Origin of the sequence: Agriterribacter sp. (assembly GCF_035444585.1) — a bacterium.
GTDB lineage: Bacteria > Bacteroidota > Bacteroidia > Chitinophagales > Chitinophagaceae > Agriterribacter.
Genome location: NZ_DAOMOZ010000059.1, coordinates 1 through 22,069, shown reverse-complemented (window position 1 = coordinate 22,069; position 22,069 = coordinate 1). Strand labels below are relative to the sequence as shown.

Here is a 22,069-nt window from a genome sequence, read left to right as displayed (position 1 = left end):
ATCACCATTTCTTTCCAGATGCTTTTTAAAAAGCGCCGGGCGGTCCTTTCATTTTCAACAAAAAATACGCTGCAGGTTTTAACAGCATCCACAATATATGCCGGTATGGTTGCGGGTGCGCGATCATCAATTACAGAAGGAATTAAATAAACAGTTCCGTTGTTTGTACCGGGCGTCATGAATATTTTTGATTTGAAATCCGCCACGGCGGACAGGTTTGAAATCTAAAATTTGAAATCACCAATGGTTCATTCCCCTTCTTTTGGATGGTACAGGCTCAGTGTTGCTGCTATTACCGCATAGGCAGGCGCCAGCACCCAGCCTATTCCTATCAATCCGTGCATCAAATAAAATATCAGTCCGTTTCCAATAGCAAGCCCTTTGTGTTTTCCTATAAATTCAATGCTTTGTGTGGGAGATAGCTTTTGACGTTCACAACTGTAATCGAGCATGGAAAATCCGTAATAATAACACTCTATAAGCAAAACGATCAATGGTGTTATCCAGCCCAATATGGGCACAAAAGAAATGATAAGCAGTGTAAAAGCATATACCGTTTGCCATAATGCATTGCGCAAAGCCAGGCGTATGCCCCGTCCTATATCTTTGAGCAACTGCCGGAAACTAAAAGGATAATCCTTTTCTTCAATAATGGATTCCGTTTTTTCACTCAGGTATCCAAACAATGGCGAACCCACGATCAGCCATATGTATTTGAACCATGAAAAATACAGCATCATCAATATCAGCCAGATCATTATACCCCCCAATGCAAAGAAGAAGCCCAGCAGGCTGCTCTGCATTTTGTCTACCCATACTTTTAAACCTGTTTTAATGCTCAGCAGCTCAATTACATAGGTGGCGCTTTTGCTGAAAAAATACATGCTCACCACAAAAAGCAGGGCATAAATGAACCCCGGAATAATGATCCATTTCCACAGGTTGTGCTTACGGATGAACTGGTGTGCCTTAAAGTACGATTGAACAGCTATTATAATCTCCTTGAGCAAATGATCTTTTTTAAATGATTTTTGTGAACTTGCCTTGGTAAGCCGGGGCTGATCCCAATGATCAAACTTAATGAAATTCTTTTGCTTAATTTCCGGGGATGAAGAAACTGGATCATTATTTTTATAACCGTGCGGATGTAGTGAACATTGCCAGGGAATTATTGGGTAAAGTGCTGGTTACACAATGGGATGGCGCGGTAACATCGGGAAGGATCGTTGAAACAGAAGCTTATCGCGGAATTACCGACAGGGCTTCGCATGCATGGAACTGCAGGAGAACCCGCCGTACAGAAATTATGTACGAGGAGGGAGGTAAAGGGTATGTATATTTATGTTATGGCATTCACCATTTGTTTAATGTTGTTACCAATATAAAAGACACGCCGCATGCCGTACTGGTAAGAGCAGTGGAACCGCTCGAAGGAATAAGCACCATGCTGCAAAGAACAGGAAAGATAAAGGCCGACCGTACCTTAACCTCAGGCCCAGGAAATGTATCCAAAGCACTTGGATTGCTGGTATCGCACAGCGGGATCAGCCTTTTGGAAGAAGCTGTTTTTATTGCAGATGATGGCTATGCACTTAAGAAGAAAGATATTGTGGCTACCACCCGTATAGGAGTGGATTATGCCGGTGAAGATGCGTTGCTGCCCTACCGTTTTTTTATCAGGGATAACATATATGTAAGCGGAAGAAGACAGTGATTGCTGTTTTGGTAGTCTTTGACAGATAGGCACAATAGGATCATAGGAGACAGGACTATATTAAACTATGTGTATCTATGTTCCTATGCTTCTATGTGGTAAATACTCAAAAAACAGAAAATGGCAACCGATTTAGCGTCAACACATAGGCACAATAGGGTCATAGGAAAACATGGGGTTATATTAAAAACTATGTGTACACCTATGTTCCTATGCTTTTATGTGGTAAAAACAGAAATAACAAACTGGTTTGCTTCAACACATAGGCACAATAGGATCATAGGAGAACATAGGTTTATATGAAAAATCATATGTGCCCGTGCTTCTATGTGGTAAATATCCAAAAGACAGAAATAACAAACTGGTTTGCTTCAACACACAGGCACAATAGGGGCCATAAGACAACATAGGATTATATTTCAAACTATGTGTGCCTATGTTCCTATGCTTCTATGTGGTAAATATCCCAAAACAGAAAAATAACAAACCGATTTAGCTTTGACACATAGGCACAATAGGGTCATAGGAAAACATGGGGTTATATTTAAAAACTATGTGTGCCGTGTACCTATGCTTCTATGTGGTAAATACTCAAAACAGAAAAGATAACATCCAAAAAATTCACGTTAAGATTGGGTTCAATTCAGCGCTGCATGCAGCAATAAATCTGCATTCATCTGCATTATTGTTTTACTTTTGCTGCCCGGATGACGAAATTTGACCACGATAGCGTAGTTCCGTATAAAGGATCGGGTTTAACAAAAAAACAGCAGGTTGCTGAAATGTTTAACCGGATAGCATTCCGCTACGATTTTATGAACCGGTTCCTGTCTGCCGGCATAGATATTGGCTGGCGCAAAAAGGCGTTAAAGCAATTGGCAGAAGAAAAGCCTAAAATTATACTGGATGTTGCCACCGGAACAGGAGATATCGCCATCATGGCATATGAATTGCTTAAACCCGATAAAATAACCGGTATCGACATATCGGAGAAAATGCTGGAGATAGGCAGAGAGAAAGTGTTAAAGTTAGGGCTGGAGCAGTATATTGACCTGCAAAGTGGTGATAGTGAAGCAATAAACTTTCCCGCCGGTTCGTTTGATGCAGTTACTGTAGCCTTTGGCGTCCGGAATTTTGAGCACCTGGAGCAGGGACTTGAAGAAATAAAAAGAGTATTGAAGCCGGGTGGTAAGCTGGTAATACTGGAATTTTCAAAACCTAAAATAACAGGCATAACACAACTTTACAATTTGTACGTGGGAATTGTAGCGCCGCAGATGGCTTCCATTGTTTCAAGCAACAGGAAGGCCTACCAGTATCTTAACAAGTCGGTGCAGGGATTCCCGGAGGGAAAAGCTTTTGTGGACATTTTAAACAACGTTGGATTCCGACACACATCATGCAAAAAATTAAGCCTGGGTATTTGCAGTATTTATTGCGGTGTAAAATAATTGTTGCGGTTATTGTTGCATCGGGTTTTGTTACGCCTTCCTTTGCGCAGCTCCGCGGTAACATTAATCTTCCCAATCACGATGAAAAGCCGTACTACTTCGGTATAGTGCTCGGTTATAACACTTCACATTATCATATTTCTCATGCTTCCTCTTTTTTGAGCCAGGATAGCATACAGAGTGTAAATGGAGTAAACAGCGGCCGGATCCATTTGGGTATTATGGCCAACTGGCAGGTGTCGAAACGCTGGGATATCCGCTTCTACCCACTGAACCTGATTTTCAGTGAAAAAAAGTTCCGTTACGACCTTAAATATCCCGACCTGGGTGAAAGCGTATTGGAAAAAACACAGAAAGTAGAATCTATTGTAATGAGCTGGCCCCTGCAGGTAAGATTAAAAAGTGACCGCATTGGAAATTTCAGGGTATATACGCTTGCAGGGATAAAATTCGATTACGATCTGGCATCCAACTCCGGCACTTCCAACTCGGATAACCTGCTGAAAGTTAAAAAAACCGACTTCGGCGTAGAGGCCGGGATCGGTTTTCAGTTCTTTAATAAATATGTTATCGTATCTCCTGAAATTAAGATCAGCAGCGGACTTAATAATGTGCACGCTAAAGACCCCTCGCTCAAATACTCCAATATTATTGACAAGCTGAATTCCAGAATGATCCTGTTCTCCCTTCATTTTGAAGGTGGGGGCATGTTATAATAAGCCGGTTAAATGAGGCAGCTATTATATTGATTATGATTACTCCCAGCCCTTTTTAGCAGTTCCTGCTGCAATGGCAGCCAAAGCCTTTGCCTCACCCAGTAATGTGGTAAGTTTGTTTCCTTTACCATCATGTCCCTGTGCCATATAAGCGCCCTTTGAGGTTTTTGTAATAACAGCGTCAAGGATAGGCACGTTCTTTTCCTTGGTTTTTACATTGTATGCGGTTAAAGTTGCGTTGTCTGACATAAAATTACATTTGGTGGTTAGTAAAGTAATGACTTATTCTATGGATAAACAAGTTATTATTATTCTAAGATAATAATATTTCACCATCCATAAATGCTAAAATTGTCTATACGTCGAGATTTGCGTATTTGGCATGCGATTCAATAAACTCTCTTCTTGGCGCCACTTCATCACCCATCAGCATACTGAACACGCGATCTGCCTCAGCCGCGCTTTCAATGGTAACCTTTTTAAGGGTGCGGGTTTCAGTGTTCATAGTGGTTTGCCATAACTGTTCAGCGTTCATTTCTCCCAGGCCTTTATAACGCTGTACGCTTACACTGTCATCTTTTCCTCCACCAATCCTCTCTACCAGGGCTTTGCGCTCCTCTTCTGTCCAGGCATATCCCGATTCTTTTCCTTTTTTTACAAGGTAGAGCGGCGGCATAGCAAGATAAACATAGCCCTGCTCCACCAATTCCTTCATATACCGGAAAATGAAAGTAAGGATCAGGGTAGCGATATGGCTGCCATCCACATCCGCATCGGTCATAATAATAAGCTTATGATAGCGGAGTTTGGATATATCCAATGCTTTGGGATCCTCCGGAGTGCCTACTTTTACACCCAGAGCCGTAAATATATTGCGGATTTCCTCATTGTCATAGATCTTATGCTCCATTGCTTTTTCTACGTTCAGTATTTTTCCTCTCAAAGGCAGTATTGCCTGGTAGCGCCTGTCGCGGCCCTGCTTGGCTGTTCCGCCCGCAGAATCGCCCTCAACTAAGAAAAGCTCGCATTTTTCAGGATCCCGGTCAGAACAGTCTGCCAGTTTACCCGGTAATCCCCCACCGGTCAGCACGCTTTTGCGTTGAACCAGTTCCCGCGCCTTTCTGGCTGCCGCACGGGCCTGGGCGGCCAGGATCACTTTGGAAATGATTGTTTTGGCATCTTTAGGATTTTCTTCAAGATAGCTTTCCAATACCCTGCTTAAAGTAGTGTCCACCACCCCCATTACCTCATTGTTGCCCAATTTGGTTTTGGTTTGCCCTTCAAACTGTGGCTCGGGTACTTTTACCGAAATAACAGCGCTCAGCCCTTCGCGGAAGTCGTCTCCTTCAATTTCTACTTTGGCCTTCTCAAAAAGTCCCTGTTTTTCGCCATATGCCTTAAATACTCTTGTAATAGACCTGCGGAAACCAGACACATGGGTGCCGCCTTCAATGGTATTGATATTGTTTACATAGCTGAAAATATGCTCCTGGTAACCGGTATTGTAAACCATGGCTACCTCTACCGCTACATTGCTTACAGGTTCAAGCGCTTCACCGTAAATAACTTTGGGCAGCAGGGGCTGGCGGTTGCCGTTTTTGTCCAGTATCTCTACAAACTCAGCAATACCACCTTCGCTGAGAAACCTTTTGCTGTAGGTATTGCCGCTGTCATCCTTCTCACGCAGGTCATTAAGAACAATGGACAATCCTTTATTAAGAAAAGCAAGCTCCCTGAGGCGGGCTTCCAGGATATCCTTGTTATAAACAGATACGATAAAAATAGTTTGATCCGGCCAAAAACGGATCAGGGTGCCTGTTTTTTCGGTTTCACCTGTTTCACGCACAGGGTATTGCGGTATGCCTGTATGATATTCCTGCTCAAATATCTTTCCATCGCGCCATACCGTTGCATGCAGGGTAGAACTTAATGCATTCACACAGCTTACACCCACGCCGTGTAATCCTCCCGAAACCTTGTAGGTGTTTTTATCAAACTTTCCGCCGGCATGCAGTACGGTCATCACTACTTCCAGTGCGCTGCGCTTCTCCTTGCTATGCATTCCCGTGGGTATACCCCTGCCATCATCCTCAACGCTTATGGAATTATCTTCATGAATGGTAACGGAGATATTTTTACAATATCCGGCTAATGCTTCGTCAATGGAATTGTCTACAACTTCGTATACCAGGTGATGTAAACCCTTGGTGCTGATATCGCCGATATACATCGCCGGACGTTTGCGAACCGCTTCAAGGCCTTCAAGAATTTGTATACTGTCTGCACCGTAGCCGGTTATGGGAGAAGGAGAGGCCAAAGCCTGTGTGTCATTGCTCATAAATCGTTCCGAATCACTTTTGCTGATCAAAAAAATATTCGTGCAAAGGTACTGATATTCGCCTGCACGGGCAATTTTAATATCCTTTTTTACGACCCTGCAGGCGACCGTGATTTTAGCCCGTTTTGGATGTTTTGCGCCTTCAGGGCGGCATATTTTTACGCGGCTGAAACCGGTAAAAATGCAATGCGCCCCCTATCTCTTCAGGCTGTATCCCCGGTCTTATTTTCTGTGTTTTATTGGTCACAAGACAGTCATAACTCCTGCCTTTGCCTTTTTAATGACTTATGAATGTATATTTGCAAAATTATATGCTGCAGGTACCCAACATATTGGATTTGGCACAGAAGCGCCCGGTAATGCTGGAGGCGTTGGATATACTACATGAAAAAGAACGTCAAACTCCCGGAGCAGTTCAATACAGCATAAAACGATACAGCCGCATTCCCCAGTGGAATGCCGAGGATATGGGGATGATGGTATACCATTATAAGAAAAACGAACCCGCTGCCTGCTATCTGGAACTAAGATTTTGTGTGAGCGGAAATGTGTATTGCAGAGGAAAGGAACAGGAATGTCTTAATTGCAGGAATGGGCTTACAAAAGTCTGTTCGGAAAAAGAAGATACGATTGATGTAATGAATTTTACATTCTTGCCTGAACATTTATTGCAGTTCGTAAAAAGCCCCCGTTCTTTCAGTTTTACCAACGATGTGCTTTGTTTTAAACATCCTTCATCTTTTACAAAGATCCTCCCGCTTTGCAGCAGGGTAAGAGTGATACTGGAAAGTCTTTTAAGCAATACTTATACCGAAAGCTTCGAGAATATATACATTAATGCACAAACCCAGATGCTGTTGTTGTATAGCCTCGAATGCATGCTGGGCGACAAAGAGGAAGAGACTTTTAGCTGTAAGTTCCTTGCCAATGAATCCGACAGGGATAAGATCCTGAAAGCAAGGGAAGTGTTGTTGGAGCACATTGGTGAGCCCATTACCATTAAAGACCTGAGCCGGAAAGTAGCTATTAATGAATGCTACCTGAAAAAAGGATTTAAAGAAATTTTTGGCACCACTATTTTTGATTTTTACCAGAGCCAGCGTATGGAACACGCGAAATATCTTTTATATGAAAAGGGATTGAGCGTAACCGAAGTTTCACTTATGCTGGGCTATTCCTCTATATCTCATTTTTCTACTGCGTTTAAAAAGCATACCGGCTTAAAGCCTTGTGAGTTGCTGCTGAGATAATGCTATTTATAGTTTATGGTTTGAAATTTATGGTTGCATTTCGCTTCGGGTTTCGAATTCTCGGCTGCGGATTTAAAATTTGAATTTTATTTGTTTCTTGTTTTTTGTGATTTGGTTCTTTGAGTCTCTCCATATCCTGATTTTAATCAGTTGAATAAATGATTTTGAACGGTTGATACAGAGATGACCATTTTATGACAATACACTGACGCTAAGATCGCTGTTGTCTGTTACATTTGCACCTGTTTATGCTAAACTCTTGTACATACGATGTTTGTAGCGGGTTAGACAATTTTGTTGTAATCGGCATTAACTACCACAATGCCGATACTGCCACCCGCAGTAATTTCGCCGTATCTAATGCAACATACGACAGGATCGCCGAAAATGCATTGCAAAAAAGCATAAAAGATATTTTTGTTCTTTCTACCTGTAACAGAACCGAAGTGTATGGCATTGCCCCTGCCGAATGGCTGACCGGCATGTTGTGTGAAGCTACGGGCAATGCTGTTTCCGGCTTCAAACAGCACGGTTATGTTTTCCAGGGCATGGCTGCTGTAATGCACCTGTTTAAGGTTGCATCTGGGCTGGACTCCCAGATTCTCGGCGACTATGAAATTTTGATGCAGTTAAAAAAGGCAACAAAATATGCCCGCGAAAAAGGCTTGATGGGCTCATTGCTGGATCGCCTCGTGAATTTTGCGCTTCAGGCTTCAAAAAGAATAAAATCAGAAACCCGTTTAAGCACCGGCACCGTTTCAGTAGCTTATGCGGCGATTGAGGTGATACGTGAAAAAGTAGCGGCTATAGAACGCAAAAATATTTTGCTCGTTGGCGCAGGTAAATTTGGCCGTAATGTGGCTAAAAATATCCATGCTTATTTTCCGGAAGCAACCATACGTATTACAAATCGTACACATCAAAAAGCCGAAGCATTTGCCCGGGAATATGGGTTGGAGTGTGTGCCCTATGAAACGCTGAGCACTGTAGCGAATGAAAGTGATGTGCTGATTGCAAGCACAACTGCTGAATCATTTAATATCATTCCTTCATTTTTTTCAGTGCAAAAGCCCAGGCTGCTTTTAGACCTTTCGGTACCTAAAAGCATTGATCCCGCTGTAAAATCTTTACCGGATGCCACTTTAATGGATGTGGATGAAATATCGGTTATTTTGGACGATACCTTTGCTATGCGAAAGGCGGAAGTGCCCAAAGCATTGGATATTATACAGGAAACCCTGGGTGAATTTGTAGAATGGCATAAAATATTTTTACATCGCCATTTCCTGGGCGAGGTAAAATCCAAATTATACGAATTAAGCGCAACACATTCCTGCGTAACCGCCGATAAAATGGAAAAAGAAGTTAGGGATGCACGAATTCAGAAAGCAGTAAAAACGCTTGCCGTAGATCTGCGCACACGTACGGCTAAAGGCTGTCAGTACATCAGTACAATCAATGTGTACCTGCAAATGAATCCTTCATAATACAAGGTAGCGGTCCCTCTTTTCTAAAAGATCTCTGTTTAAGAATATTTGATTCATGAAGCATACAGTAAAAATTGGCACCCGCGAGAGTGAATTGGCGGTTTGGCAGGCAAAAAAGGTACAATCCCTTTTGGCTGATCAGGGTATTGATTCGCTGTTGTTGTATATAAAGAGCGAAGGGGATATTAACATCACTGTCCCGCTTTACGAAATAGGCGTGCAGGGCATTTTTACCAAAGCGCTGGATAGCGCGCTGCTTCAAAAGAAAATTGATGTTGCAGTACATTCTTATAAAGATGTTCCCACACAACTGGCAAAAGGGATTGTGAAGGCGGCAGTGCTCAAACGGGATTCATACAAAGACATTTTAATATACAAAGCGGGAACAGCTTTCCTGGAAGAAGAGCTGGGTTTTGCCGCAGGGAAATGGCTGGAGAAACCGGATAATCTTCCCGGCAGCATTCCAGACTTTACCATCGCTACCAGCAGCATACGCCGCAAGGCTCAATGGTTGCACCGCTATCCGCATCACCGCATCGATAACCTTCGGGGGAACATCAACAGCAGGCTCAGGAAGTTGGGGGAAAACCGGTGGCAGGGTGCCATTTTTGCTGCCGCAGGTTTGGACCGGATTAACCTGCGCCCGTCAACGGGCATCGAGCTAGACTGGATGTTACCTGCACCGGCCCAGGGAACCGTTGCGGCCGTTTGCCGCAGGGAAGATCAATGGTTAAGAGATGCTTTTGCCGCATTAAATGATGAATATACAGATATGTGCACCGGAGTCGAAAGAGACTTTTTGCGCGCATTATCGGGAGGGTGTTCGACGCCCATAAGCGCATTGGCGCAAATTAAAAATGGGTCCCTGCATTTTAAGGGGAGTATAGTTTCGGTTGATGGAAAAGAAAAAATTGAAACAGAAAGAAAGGTGGAGTTAAATAAAACTGATGATTTAGGCAGGGAGGCGGCTTTGGAAATTATAGCCAATGGCGGTGATAAAATAATTGAAGCTATCCGGAATGGCGGGAAATAAAATTAAAATATTATCAACACGGCTCCTGAACAGTGAATTGTTGCAAAAAGCCGGCTTGCAGGATATGGATGTGGAGGCAAACGCTTTTATAAAAATCATTCCGGATGTTTCGCAGGAAACGGATGCCTTCATTCAGTCCCTCGCCCTGCAACCTGCAACCGTTATTTTTACGAGCATTAATGCGGTTAACGTGGTTACATCAAGATTAACCATTGCTGCTCCTCCCTGGAAAATTTTTAGCATTGGCGGAGCCACCAAAAATGCCCTGTTGTATTTTTTTGACGCATCCTCCATTATTGCTGATGCTAAAAATGCCATCCTTCTGTCTGAAAAGATAATTGCTTACGGCGAAATAAAGGAAGTAGTGTTTTTTTGCGGCAACAGAAGAATGAACCATTTACCGGAAAGACTGGGTACTGCAAACATAAAAGTGAATGAACTGCTGGTTTACCGGACAATAGAAACCCCCGTAATCACAACTATGGAATATGAGGGCATATTGTTTTTCAGTCCCAGTGCGGCAGATAGTTTTTTTTCGACAAATACCATACCTGTGCATACTGTATTGTTTTCCATCGGCGAAAGCACTACTGCTGCAATACAATCTTATTGCGGTAATAAAGTGATCACCAGTCAATGGCCGGCAGAATCCAATATGCTGGAGATGGTTGCAGATTATTTTAAATGATATGAAGAACGATTTGTTATTAAAAGCGCTTGTTGGTAAACCGGCGGAGCGGCCGCCCGTATGGATGATGCGCCAGGCAGGCCGTTATTTGCCGCAGTATATGAAATTGCGGGAGCAATACGGCTTTTTTGAGCGTTGCCAGATCCCGGAGCTTGCCTGCGAGATTACTTTGCAGCCTGTAGATATCATTGGCGTGGATGCCGCTATACTTTTTTCGGATATCCTGGTGGTGCCGCAGGCCATGGGACTTGAAGTGCAGCTGATCGAAAGCAAAGGTCCGTTTTTACCGGATCCCATCAGAACAGAGGCAGATTTTCAACGGTTATCCATACCCGATGTGCATGAAAAACTGCAATATGTTTTTGACGCCATACGATTGATCAAAAAGGAATTGAATGATCGTGTACCCCTCATCGGCTTTGCAGGGGCACCGTGGACAATTTTGTGTTACATGGTACAGGGCAAAGGCAGTAAAACCTTTGATGAGGCCAAAGCATTTTGTTATACCCGGCCTCAGCTGGCGCATCAACTTTTGCAAACGATTACCGACACAACCATAGCCTATCTTGAGGCACAGGTTGAAGCGGGTGCGGATGTGATACAAATTTTTGACAGTTGGGGCGGATTATTGGGGCCTGCGGATTTTGAAGCCATTTCATTGAAATACATCAGGCAGATCGTAAATAGGTTAAAAGATAAAGTACCTGTTATCATTTTTGCAAAAGGCGCCTGGCATGCATTGGAGTCCATGGCTGCAACCGGCGCGCAGGGGTTGGGTATAGACTGGTGCATCAGTCCGCAAACGGCCCGCAGCTTAGCCGGCAATAAAGTAACTTTGCAGGGAAATTTTGACCCCGCAAAGCTGCTTTCACCTGTGGCGGTCATTAAAAAGGAAGTAAAAGAAATGCTCGCTGCTTTTGGCGGTGAACGGTACATTGTAAATCTTGGGCATGGTATATTGCCCAATGTACCTGTTGATCATGCACGGGTGTTCGTAGATACGGTCAAGGAATGGGGCAACAGCGGGAAAAACAATACGCATTTCAATTAATACCTGAATGGCTGTATTTGGCGTGAGCTGTATTAAACAAACTGTAAGAAATGAAAACCGATAACCTGTCGTCTGGTATTGACGAATCATTAACTACTCACTACTCACTACTCACCACTGACAGTTGGATCAGTTATATACATGAGCTCCAGGATCGCATATGCAAAGCATTGGAGCAGGAAGACGGGAAAGCCGTGTTTACAGAGGATAAATGGAACCGCGCAGAAGGCGGAGGAGGAAAAACAAAGGTTATAGCCAACGGAAATGTATTTGAGAAAGGAGGTGTGAACTCATCGGTTGTTTATGGAAAAGTGAGCGATGCGATGCGAAGCCAGTTGAAGATCAGTGGCGACAACTGGTTTGCCTGCGGGCTCAGCATTGTTATACATCCTTTAAACCCTTTCGTACCCACTGTACATGCCAACTGGCGCTACTTTGAATTGTATGATGCATCAGGAAAGATAATGGACAGGTGGTTTGGAGGTGGTGCTGATCTTACTCCTTATTATTTGTTTGAAGAAGATGCAAAGCATTTTCACCAAACATTGCGTGATGCCATTCTTCCCTTTGGCGAAGGCTTATACCCTGAGTTTAAACGGCAATGCGATGCTTATTTTTCCAATACCCATCGTGGCAATGAAATGCGTGGTATCGGTGGCGTATTTTACGATTACCTGCGCCCCCAAAATGAAGAAGACGCCAATCGTTTGTTCGCATTTCAGCGGGCTAATGGCGATTGCTTTATCAATGCATATATACCGTTTGTAGCAAAAAGAAAACATACAAAATGGAGCGAAGCACATAAGCACTGGCAGGAGATCCGGCGGGGCCGCTATGTTGAGTTTAACCTTATACACGACCGGGGAACATTGTTCGGGCTAAAAACAAACGGGCGAACTGAAAGTATTTTAATGAGCCTGCCGCCCACGGTACGGTTTGAATACAATTACCGGCCGGAACCGGGAAGTGAAGAAGACAGGCTGTTGCAGGTTTGTTTGCATCCGAAAGAGTGGGTGTGAGGTTGAAAGAAGCCCGAAGCCGGAATTTCGAGATCCGAAAAAGAAGAACCAAAAGACAAATAACAAGAAGCAAATAAAATACAGGTGGGAAAAGGCCCGTCTTTGCGAGGCGTAAACGACCGCCGGGAGTTAGAAGAGCCATGATCGCCAAAGCCCGCCTGTCGGCAGCAGGCAAGCCCCCCGAAGCGGAGTCGGCAGCTTGTTTAAAGAAAGTAGTCCACCGCCAAACCGGGAGATTACCTGCCGGCAGGCAGGCTTCGGCCCGTAGAAATAGTATAAAATCATTAAATCATGCAGGGTCTCGTAATGACGTTTAAAAAAAAATAATCTAAAATCATAAATCATAAATTTCAAATCAAAAATGTATTTACAACGCAGAAACCGCATACTTCGCAGCAATGCGGCCATTCGCAGCATGGTGGCGGAAACAGTACTCACTCCCAATGATTTTGTTGCGCCCCTGTTCATTGATGAAGGTGAGAACATCTCTTACGAAATTCCATCCATGCCGGGATACTACCGCCATTCGCTCAACAACACCATCAAGGAAATAAAAACCCTTTGGAGCATGGGCATTAAAAGCATTTTGCTTTTTGTAAAATGCAGGGATGAGTGGAAAGACAATACCGGCAAAGAAGCATGGAATGAAAACGGTTTGATGCAAAGAAGCATTAAAGCCATTAAAGATGCGGTGCCGGAAATGATCGTAATGACTGATGTAGCATTGGACCCTTATTCTGAATACGGTCATGATGGCATTGTAAAAGACGGCAAGATCGTGAATGATGAAACAGTGGAAGCTTTGGTGAAAATGAGTGTAAGCCATGCTGCTGCAGGCGCAGATTTTATAGCCCCGAGCGATATGATGGACGGTCGTATCGGGGCGATCCGGAAAGCACTGGAAGAAAATAATTTCACGGGCACGGGCATCATGGCCTATAGCGCCAAATATGCATCCTGCTTTTACGGGCCTTTCCGGGATGCTTTAGACAGTGCGCCCGGCTTTGGTGATAAAAAAACTTACCAGATGAATTATACCAACCGTATTGAAGCCATAAAAGAAACCGTAATGGATATAGAAGAAGGTGCCGATATTGTTATGGTAAAACCTGCTATGGCTTACTTAGATATCATCCGCGAAGTGAAGAATGCCGTAACTATTCCTGTAAGCGCCTACCATGTAAGTGGTGAATATGCTATGATAAAGGCCGCTGCAAAAATGGGCTGGCTTGATGAATCAAAAGCCGTTATAGAAAGCCTTACTGCCATCAAACGGGCGGGTGCAGATCTTATTGCAACTTACTTTGCAAAAGATGCGGCGGGGATGTTGACGTGAGACGTGAAAATATATTCATGCCTGACATTATATTTGCTGATACATTTATTTTCTATACTCTAAAATTGCAACCTATGTTCATTCAATTAAAACAGAAATCGCTGGATGTTTACCAGGCTATCAGGAATTTAGTGAACGAGATATACAAAATCTCTTTGCATTTGCCGAATGAAGAAAAATTTAATATGGTTCAACAAATACGCAGGGCAGCTTTATCTGTGAAATTAAATATGGCTGAAGGATCAACCAGAAACTCTTTTGTTGAAAGACGAAGATATTATGAGGTAGCACGTGGATCTGTAGTTGAGACTGATGCTATACTGGAAACTGCTGTAGACCTGAAGTATCTTGATATTAAAGACCTGAGTATAGTAAGTAGCTTGTTGAACAAATGTTTTGCGATGCTTTCAAGGATGATAACATTGGAAAAGCAATAACTTTGCAAAGTTTCACATTTATCTTCTCACCTCTCACGATAAGAAATGATCTACCAGTCCAGCAAATCTTTATTTGAACGTGCCCAACATTCCATCCCCGGTGGTGTAAATTCTCCTGTACGGGCATTCAGGAGTGTTGGCGGAACTCCGGTCTTTATCGAAAAGGCCAAAGGCGCTTATTTATACGATGTTGATGGCAATGAATATATTGATTTCGTCAACTCCTGGGGGCCGATGATCTTAGGCCATGCACACGAACCTGTTATAAAGGCAATACAGGACAAAGCCACGGCATCTACTTCTTTCGGAGCGCCTACCGAGCTGGAAATTGAAATTGCCGAACTGATCAAAAGCATGGCGCCCAATGTTGACCTGATCCGGATGGTGAATAGTGGTACCGAAGCCTGCATGAGCGCTGTAAGACTGGCGCGCGGGTATACACAAAAAAATAAATTTATAAAATTCGAAGGCTGCTATCATGGCCACGCTGATTGCTTTCTGGTAAAAGCAGGTAGTGGCGTAGCCACCTTTAATATTCAAAAAGTGCCGGGCGTAACGGCAGGCGTTGCCAATGACACACTTACCTGTGCATACAATGATATAAGCGCAGTAGAGAAGTTGGTAGCAGAGCACCAAAATGAAATTGCTGCTGTTATTATTGAGCCCGTAGCAGGCAATATGGGTTGCATTTTGCCGGAAGAAGGATATCTTGAAGGGCTTCGCGAGATTTGCGACAGGGAGAACATTTTGCTGATCTTTGATGAGGTGATGACAGGATTTCGGCTGGCAAGAGGAGGCGCCCAGGAAAAATTGAAGATCAACGCCGATATTATCACCTATGGAAAAATAATTGGAGCCGGTATGCCGGTTGGTGCTTTTGCAGGCCGAAAAGAGATCATGCAACATATAGCGCCCCTGGGAAGCGTATACCAGGCTGGTACCCTGAGCGGCAATCCGTTGGCAATGATAGCAGGTTATACCCTGCTCAAAGAGTTAAATACCAACCCGGATATATATGATGAGCTGGAGGCCAAAGGTATTTACTTGCAAAAAGGGTTGACAGAAGTATTGAAAGGCAAATCACATCCATTTCACATCAATCGCATGGGAAGTATGATCAGTGTGCATTTCAGCGATCATGAAATTGTGGATTTTAACTCGGCGTCGGGATCAGATATTGAAATATTTAATAAGTTTTTTCATCATATGTTGAATTCCGGTGTATATTTGCCTCCCTCTGCTTTTGAAACCTGGTTCATAAGTAATGCCATTACCTATCAAGACCTGGACCGTACCATTGAGGCGGCGTCCCGTTTTTGATCCAGCATATCGGTAAAGGTCACCCTGAGTGACCTTTTTACTATTTTTACCAAAGTAAGTATATAAAAACATGACAAATACATCAGCCAGGCGTGGAGTAATATTGATGAACCTTGGCTCACCCGATTCAACAGAAGTAAAAGACGTATACCGTTACCTGATGGAATTTTTAATGGACAGGAGAGTAATTGATTACAGTTACCTGAAACGTTTGCTGCTGGTTGGGGGCATTATTGTGCCTTTTCGGGCGGCAAAGTCGGCAGCAGCCTACCGCTCTATATGGACCGAAGAAGGCTCCCCTCTTATTGTAATAACACAGCAGCTGCAGGAGGCGGTGCAGGCAAGGCTGGAAGAGCCGGTAGAAATAGCCATGCGATATGGCAAGCCGTCTGTTGCACGGGCCTATGATAATTTATTAAAGCGGTTGCCCGAACTGGAAGAAGTGATCGCTATACCCCTGTACCCGCACTACGCCATGTCGTCGTATGAAACAGCCGTGGAGCATGCCAAAACCGTACATAAAAAAGGAAAGTATTCTTTTTCGCTTTCCTTTATCCGGCCTGTATACAATGAGAAGCATTATATACAGGCATTGGCAGAAAGCATCAGTCCTTATCTGCAGCAGGAGTATGATCATATATTGTTCAGCTACCACGGCGTACCGGGCAGGCATATACGCAAATCCGATATTACCGGCAATCATTGTTTGCAAACCCCCGACTGCTGCCAAACGGCTTCTCCTGCCCATGCTTTTTGCTACCGGCATCAATGTTTTACAACCACCCGGATCATAACCGAAAAATTAAACATTCCTGCAAACAGGTACAGCATTTCATTTCAGTCACGGCTGGGAAAAGGATGGCTGGAACCTTTTACCGATATACGTTTGGCAGAACTTCCAAAAGAGGGCAAAAAGAAAATAATAGTGCTTTGCCCGGCCTTTGTGAGTGATTGCCTGGAGACCCTCGAAGAAATAGCAGTAGAAGGAAGAGAAACCTTTTTGCATGCAGGAGGCGAATCCTTTACTTTTATTCCCTGTATGAATACCGGTACTGCCTGGGTGGATGCCATCGCATTATGGATCAAAGAATATTCGGATGGTGAGCGCAGCATGATCTTTTAAACCAGTTTCATTTCATGAAAGCATTGGTATACAAATCTACAGGAAGCTGGTATGTGGTTAAAACCAGCAGCGGGTCATTGTACAATGCCAGGATAAAAGGTAAGTTTAAACTTGAGGGCATCACCTCTACCAACCCGGTAACAGTAGGGGACGAAATAGATATTGAAATAGAAGATGGCGAAGACCGGAGCGCCGTCATTACCCGTATACACGACCGCCGCAATTATATAAACCGGCAATCTCCCTCCCATAAATACCAGCATCATATTATTGCGGCCAATATTGATCAAACCTTGCTGGTTTGCACACTCAGGGAACCACGTACATCGCAGGGTTTTATAGACAGGTTTTTGGTTGCTGCCGAAGCATACCATATACCCGCGGTGCTTGTATTTAATAAATCTGATCTGCACAGGGAGAAAGAAAGGCTTCAGTTTGAAGAAAGAAAAGAAATGTACGAGGCAATAGGATATACTGTTATTTTGATGAGTGTGGAAAAAAACGAAGGAATAAAGGAAGTACAAAAGATTTTATGGCATAAAACCACTTTGGTCAGCGGCCATTCCGGCGTGGGAAAATCATCATTCATCAATGCCTTGGTACCCTCCTTTGCACTTAAAACGCAGGAGGTAAGCGGCTGGAGCGGAAAGGGCCTGCATACCACTACCTTTGCCGAAATGTATGATCTGCCTTTTGGAGGAAGGGTAATTGATACCCCGGGGATACGTGAATTCGGGCTGGTGGATATTTCAAAACAGGAGCTTTCACATTATTTTCCTGAAATGCGGCCACTCATCAGTGAGTGCCAGTTCAACAATTGTTTACACATCAATGAGCCCGGCTGTGCAGTTAAAGCTGCTGTAGAAAGTGGGGAAATTAATGTTGAACGCTATGTGAGCTATTATAATATACTTGACTCCATCAACGACAAAGAATACAAATAGCACCGCAGCAAAAACGAAATGAAACAGGCAACGCACTTCTGTAAACGCTGCTTCGTTTTGCAACATTTGTATTTTGTTAGTGTAAACTTTCGTTAAAGAAGCTGTTGCTAAAATTTTATTTGAGCAGCAGTATCAATATTTGTTCATTCTTTCATTTTAAAATTAAAATCTATGAGAAAATTTACATTTCTTTTCCTGATCGCTTTTATAATTATGTCTGCCGTGAATGGTCAAATACAAAAAGGAACTACGGTGTTGGGCGGTAATATTGGCTTTATTACTCAGAAGTATGATTCCGGCCCGGGTGGAGGCTCAATCAACACAAGCCGCAGCTTCAATGCAGCACCGTTATTTGCCAAAGCTATAAAGCAGAATTTTATTGTTGGAGGAGACATTACTTATGGAAATTCTTTCAATAAGTAGGAATCCCCTGGCAATGCTGTATATAAAACAGATAATGATTCTTATGGTATTGGTGCATTCATGAGAGGATATAAAAATATTGGCAATTCAGGATTTTATCTTTTTCTGCAAAGCAGGTTGGGAGCAGATGTTACAAAAGGCAAAACCCGCAATACAGGCAACAATAGTCCTGCTGTAGAGAGAAACAACAATGGATTTGATATCGGGCTTAACCTTTATCCGGGCATATCTTATGCCATAACGCCTAAAATGCATATAGAAACCGGCTTAAATGATTTATTCCGCGTGGGTTACAGCAGCAGCAAGACTTCCGATAATCAAACCTTGGAAACAAAAACCAAATCCAATGGTTTTAATGCAGGCATAGGGCTGGGCAGTTCCACGTTATGGACAGTTGGGGTAAAGTTCTTTCTGGGCTCTTAATGTACAAGACTTACGCAAGTCCACAGCGGCTTCTTTGCTGGTTTTGCGGTTTATGATGTTTATTGCTATTTGAAGGTGAGATGCGGGCATTTCACCTTTAATGTGTCATTCCGGGATTTACATGACATTTACAACGGGCAGGGATCACTCTGCTGCCTTTGTGCCTGCCATTATTTCAAATGATCTTCCAAAACCCCGGCCAGCTCCTTTATCGCTTCATTGTCTTTTGCAGCGGCCCGCCTTAGCCGCACAGGTAAGATGGATACACCATCATAAATATTGTAGTGCAGGGTTAATTTATGCCCGTTGTAATTGAAGTCCCAGTAAGATGTATCAAGATCATCGATCTTGTTGGTAAACTGTACCTGTAATTTATCGGCCAGCAAACCGGCCACACCATAAAATTTATCGAAGCCGCAGTTTTCATCAATTACAGCTTCGGTACAGCCATAATCGTTACGCAGGGTCAGGTTCATAGCTATATTTTTAAATGGTGAAACTAATGTTTAAAAGACTTTGCTTTTGGTGCTTTTTCACCGCTCAAAATTCTTTCAGCGCCAACACTTTTGCCATTGGCCGGGCACCCGTATTTTGGTGAACATCCGTATATATACGACACAAACAATAGGCTGCATGCTGCATAAATGATCATTTTTTTCATGGCATTATGGTTGAGCGTTGGTGTTGGTTTCCTGTTTTGTTTTTACCAATAAAAACGGTTCAGGATGATTTTTGGTATATCGGGTATACTAAAAGCTGTTAAAACAGAGTTATCCTGCTTATCAGTTAGCGTAGACGATTTTAAAAAAGAAAATGCATATATCATTTTACAAAGGATATTTGCCCCTGATAATTATAACAAAAAGAGAACGAAGATGTTACTGGCTACCGACCTTGACGGCACTTTTTTAGGAGGAACACCTGTACAGAAAGAGCAGTTGTACCGCATTATAAATGATGATAAAGCCATCCGGCTTGTTTTTGTTAGCGGAAGGGGATTGGCTACTATCCTGCCTCTTTTTAATGAGCCCGTTATGCCAAAGCCCGAGATCATTATTTGTGATGTAGGCGCCACAGTTGTAAATGGCAATACGCTTGATGCTGTTGAACCCATACAGTCTCTGATTGAAGAAAGATGGCCGGGTGAAGAAATGGTATCCGGATTACTGGCTGGTGTAAAAGGATTGTTGCCACAAAATGTACCACAGCAAAGACGTTGTTCATATTTTTTTAATGAGCATACAGATATTGATGATTTGAAGCATAAGGTAGAACAACTGGATTGCGACCTGCTGTTTTCGGCCGGTAAATTCGTTGATGTGCTGCCCAAAGGGATCAATAAAGGGTATACCCTGCAAATGCTGGCAAAGCAATGCCGGTTCCCTGAGGAAAAGATTTTGGTAGCAGGCGATACATTCAATGACCTTTCATTGTTTGCAGCGGGTTATAAAGGAGTAGTGGTGGGTAATGCCGAGCCCGGGCTATTAGAGCAAACCTCCGACTGGCATGCTGTTTATCATGCAAAAGAAGAAGGCGCAGGAGGCATACTGGAAGCGATGCAGCATTTCAGCCTTGTCAATGAACAGATCCGGTAAGTTATAATTGTCCGACATATACAAAAATGCCAATGGCTGTGCAGGCACGGTCAATCCAAATCCACTCTTTTTCTTTATCTTTCTTGTGCAAAATCCCAAAACGATGCCTGAAAAACAATTTAGGCCCTTTATAGCTCCTGAAACCAAAATGGCCGAGTTTACCGTTAAGGCAGTGCTGACCGGTTCGGCTTTTGGCATCATTTTCGGCGCCGCCACGGTTTATCTTGCGCTTAAAGCCGGGCTCACCGTTTCTGCTTCCATTCCCATTGCTGTGATGGCTATAACGCTCAGCAGGCTATTTTTAAAAACCACTGTGCTTGAGAACAATATCATTCAAACCACAGGGTCGGCAGGTGAAAGCATTGCGGCAGGCGTTGTATTTACGTTGCCGGGATTTTTATTTTTAAGTGATAAGGCCAATGAAGATCATTTCAATTATTTAACCATTCTTACGCTGGCCATATTAGGCGGCATACTGGGTACATTAATGATGATACCATTGCGGCGTCCTTTAATTGTAAAGGAGCACGATACACTTCCATACCCCGAAGGAACGGCCTGCGCTGCTGTGCTGAAAGCGGGTGAAAAGGGTGGCGATTTTGCCAAAACGGCTTTTGTGGGTTTGGGTTTTGCACTGCTGTACGCTTTTTTACAAAAAATTGTTCATGTAATTGCTGAAACGCCTGCGTTCATGACAAAGCAGGTCAATAAGTTTCTTCCCTCAGCCAAGATCAGTGGCGAAATAACACCTGAATACCTGGGCGTAGGTTATATCATAGGTCCCAAAATAGGTGGCGTGCTGGTGGCAGGCAGCGTGCTGGCTTCTTTTGTATTGATCCCATTACTGGCTACACTCGTACCTGCCGATGCCATTGCTGCCCAGCTGGTAAAGCTTGGAGTACTCGCTGATGTAAGTACCGGCGGAGGCAAAGGCGGCTGGAACCCCGATACCCATACTTTTGCCGATTTTTCAGATGCTATTTATTGGGCGTATGTGCGGCAGATCGGTGCAGGCGCTGTTGCAGCTGGAGGCTTTATAACACTGCTGAAAACTTTACCGACTATTGTTTCTTCATTCAAAAGCAGTCTGGGCTCTTTAAAAAATAAAAATGCAGGCAATACGGCCGCCGAAGAATCCCGCACCGAAAAAGATCTGAGCCTGAAAATAGTCGGCTTCGGAAGTCTGGGACTTGTACTCATCGTGTCTGTTCTGCCATTCATACCGGGCGATAATTTCATAAGCCGTTTGCTGGTAGGCATGCTCATTGTAGTGTTCGGCGCATTGTTCGTAACCGTTTCTTCCCGCATTGTTGGCCTGATCGGTTCTTCCAATAATCCTATTTCGGGAATGACCATAGCTACCATCTTAGGCACCTGCCTGATCTTTATAGCGGTGGGCTGGACGGGCAGATCATATGAGCCTATGGTACTTGTTGTAGGTGGAATGATATGTATAGCCGCGGCCAATGCCGGAGCTACCTCTCAGGATCTTAAAACCGGCTATATCATTGGTGCTACCCCGCGTTACCAGCAGTTGGCACTTTTTATAGGTGTTATCGTTTCTTCGCTGGCAATAGGTGTAACCATAAAAGTGCTGGACACTCCCACACCCGAAATGGTAGCGCAGGGCATCCATCATGCCATTGGCCAAAGCACCTACGCGGCCCCGCAGGCCACGTTAATGGCTACACTAATAAAAGGCGTGCTGTCGTTTAACCTGG

At 43.6% G+C, this 22,069-nt stretch carries 22 protein-coding genes; 18 read left to right on the top strand and 4 right to left on the bottom strand.

Annotated elements, in window-relative coordinates:
• Positions 1-248: 248 nt before the first annotated feature.
• A complete protein-coding gene (locus PLH26_RS08645) occupies positions 249-1,010 on the bottom strand; it encodes an EI24 domain-containing protein (protein WP_324585614.1) in 762 nt (253 codons plus the stop codon).
• A gap of 98 nt (positions 1,011-1,108) precedes the next feature.
• Between PLH26_RS08645 and PLH26_RS08640 the strand changes: the two genes are divergently transcribed.
• The 3 genes from PLH26_RS08640 (at position 1,109) to porT (ending at position 3,881) form a co-directional block, all read left to right on the top strand.
• Entirely contained in the window at positions 1,109-1,714 is a 606-nt protein-coding gene (locus PLH26_RS08640; RefSeq protein ID WP_324585613.1) for a DNA-3-methyladenine glycosylase, read from the top strand.
• A gap of 707 nt (positions 1,715-2,421) precedes the next feature.
• Complete coding sequence (gene ubiE, locus PLH26_RS08635) at positions 2,422-3,165, top strand: bifunctional demethylmenaquinone methyltransferase/2-methoxy-6-polyprenyl-1,4-benzoquinol methylase UbiE (protein ID WP_324585612.1); 744 nt, start codon at positions 2,422-2,424, stop codon at positions 3,163-3,165.
• Positions 3,138-3,881, top strand: coding sequence for a type IX secretion/gliding motility protein PorT/SprT (gene porT, locus PLH26_RS08630; protein ID WP_324585611.1), 744 nt, complete (start codon positions 3,138-3,140; stop codon positions 3,879-3,881). Before ubiE ends, porT begins: the two co-directional genes overlap by 28 nt.
• A gap of 39 nt (positions 3,882-3,920) precedes the next feature.
• Here the strand turns inward: porT and PLH26_RS08625 are convergent, their stop codons facing one another.
• Both PLH26_RS08625 and gyrB read right to left on the bottom strand, forming a co-directional pair.
• Positions 3,921-4,130, bottom strand: a complete 210-nt coding sequence (locus PLH26_RS08625; protein WP_324585610.1) for a hypothetical protein — start codon at positions 4,128-4,130, stop codon at positions 3,921-3,923.
• A 106-nt stretch (positions 4,131-4,236) separates the two neighbouring features.
• Positions 4,237-6,219, bottom strand: a complete 1,983-nt coding sequence (gene gyrB / locus PLH26_RS08620; protein ID WP_324585609.1) for a DNA topoisomerase (ATP-hydrolyzing) subunit B — start codon at positions 6,217-6,219, stop codon at positions 4,237-4,239.
• A gap of 287 nt (positions 6,220-6,506) precedes the next feature.
• Here gyrB and PLH26_RS08615 point away from each other — a divergent pair, with 287 nt between their 5' ends.
• From PLH26_RS08615 to PLH26_RS08555, 13 genes are all read left to right on the top strand, one after another.
• Positions 6,507-7,469 carry a helix-turn-helix domain-containing protein gene (locus PLH26_RS08615; protein ID WP_324585608.1) on the top strand — a complete coding sequence of 321 codons (963 nt, stop codon included), beginning with the start codon at positions 6,507-6,509 and terminating at the stop codon, positions 7,467-7,469.
• A gap of 248 nt (positions 7,470-7,717) precedes the next feature.
• Positions 7,718-8,956, top strand: coding sequence for a glutamyl-tRNA reductase (gene hemA / locus PLH26_RS08610; RefSeq protein WP_324585607.1), 1,239 nt, complete (start codon positions 7,718-7,720; stop codon positions 8,954-8,956).
• Positions 8,957-9,011: 55 nt separating this feature from the next.
• Entirely contained in the window at positions 9,012-9,989 is a 978-nt protein-coding gene (locus tag PLH26_RS08605; RefSeq protein WP_324585606.1) for a hydroxymethylbilane synthase, read from the top strand.
• Positions 9,976-10,677: a uroporphyrinogen-III synthase gene (locus tag PLH26_RS08600; RefSeq protein WP_324585605.1), complete on the top strand. Its 702-nt coding sequence runs from the start codon at positions 9,976-9,978 to the stop codon at positions 10,675-10,677. Before PLH26_RS08605 ends, PLH26_RS08600 begins: the two co-directional genes overlap by 14 nt.
• 1 nt (position 10,678) lies before the next feature.
• Positions 10,679-11,728 carry a uroporphyrinogen decarboxylase gene (gene hemE / locus PLH26_RS08595; RefSeq protein ID WP_324585604.1) on the top strand — a complete coding sequence of 350 codons (1,050 nt, stop codon included), beginning with the start codon at positions 10,679-10,681 and terminating at the stop codon, positions 11,726-11,728.
• 50 nt (positions 11,729-11,778) lie between these two features.
• Positions 11,779-12,747 (top strand): oxygen-dependent coproporphyrinogen oxidase, encoded by a 969-nt coding sequence (hemF, locus tag PLH26_RS08590; RefSeq protein WP_324585603.1) that lies wholly within the window; start codon positions 11,779-11,781, stop codon positions 12,745-12,747.
• A gap of 361 nt (positions 12,748-13,108) precedes the next feature.
• Positions 13,109-14,083: a porphobilinogen synthase gene (hemB, locus tag PLH26_RS08585; protein ID WP_324585602.1), complete on the top strand. Its 975-nt coding sequence runs from the start codon at positions 13,109-13,111 to the stop codon at positions 14,081-14,083.
• A gap of 17 nt (positions 14,084-14,100) precedes the next feature.
• Positions 14,101-14,520: a four helix bundle protein gene (locus PLH26_RS08580; RefSeq protein WP_324585601.1), complete on the top strand. Its 420-nt coding sequence runs from the start codon at positions 14,101-14,103 to the stop codon at positions 14,518-14,520.
• Positions 14,521-14,565: 45 nt separating this feature from the next.
• The gene (gene hemL / locus PLH26_RS08575) at positions 14,566-15,840 is read left to right on the top strand and encodes a glutamate-1-semialdehyde 2,1-aminomutase (protein ID WP_324585600.1); all 1,275 of its coding nucleotides are present in this window, start codon (positions 14,566-14,568) and stop codon (positions 15,838-15,840) included.
• A gap of 70 nt (positions 15,841-15,910) precedes the next feature.
• A complete protein-coding gene (gene hemH / locus PLH26_RS08570) occupies positions 15,911-16,963 on the top strand; it encodes a ferrochelatase (RefSeq protein ID WP_324585599.1) in 1,053 nt (350 codons plus the stop codon).
• 14 nt (positions 16,964-16,977) lie between these two features.
• Positions 16,978-17,907: a ribosome small subunit-dependent GTPase A gene (gene rsgA / locus PLH26_RS08565; protein ID WP_324585598.1), complete on the top strand. Its 930-nt coding sequence runs from the start codon at positions 16,978-16,980 to the stop codon at positions 17,905-17,907.
• 171 nt (positions 17,908-18,078) lie between these two features.
• Positions 18,079-18,330 (top strand): hypothetical protein, encoded by a 252-nt coding sequence (locus PLH26_RS08560; protein WP_324585597.1) that lies wholly within the window; start codon positions 18,079-18,081, stop codon positions 18,328-18,330.
• A gap of 60 nt (positions 18,331-18,390) precedes the next feature.
• On the top strand, positions 18,391-18,753 hold the full coding sequence (locus PLH26_RS08555) for a hypothetical protein (protein WP_324585596.1): 363 nt from the start codon (positions 18,391-18,393) through the stop codon (positions 18,751-18,753).
• A 170-nt stretch (positions 18,754-18,923) separates the two neighbouring features.
• Here PLH26_RS08555 and PLH26_RS08550 read toward each other — a convergent pair whose 3' ends face one another.
• On the bottom strand, positions 18,924-19,229 hold the full coding sequence (locus PLH26_RS08550) for a DUF3630 family protein (protein ID WP_324585595.1): 306 nt from the start codon (positions 19,227-19,229) through the stop codon (positions 18,924-18,926).
• A gap of 249 nt (positions 19,230-19,478) precedes the next feature.
• Between PLH26_RS08550 and PLH26_RS08545 the strand changes: the two genes are divergently transcribed.
• A complete protein-coding gene (locus PLH26_RS08545; RefSeq protein WP_324585594.1) occupies positions 19,479-20,348 on the top strand; it encodes an HAD family hydrolase in 870 nt (289 codons plus the stop codon).
• Between the two features lie 103 nt (positions 20,349-20,451).
• The coding region (locus PLH26_RS08540) for an OPT family oligopeptide transporter (protein ID WP_324585593.1) at positions 20,452-22,069 on the top strand (1,618 nt) is incomplete at its 3' end.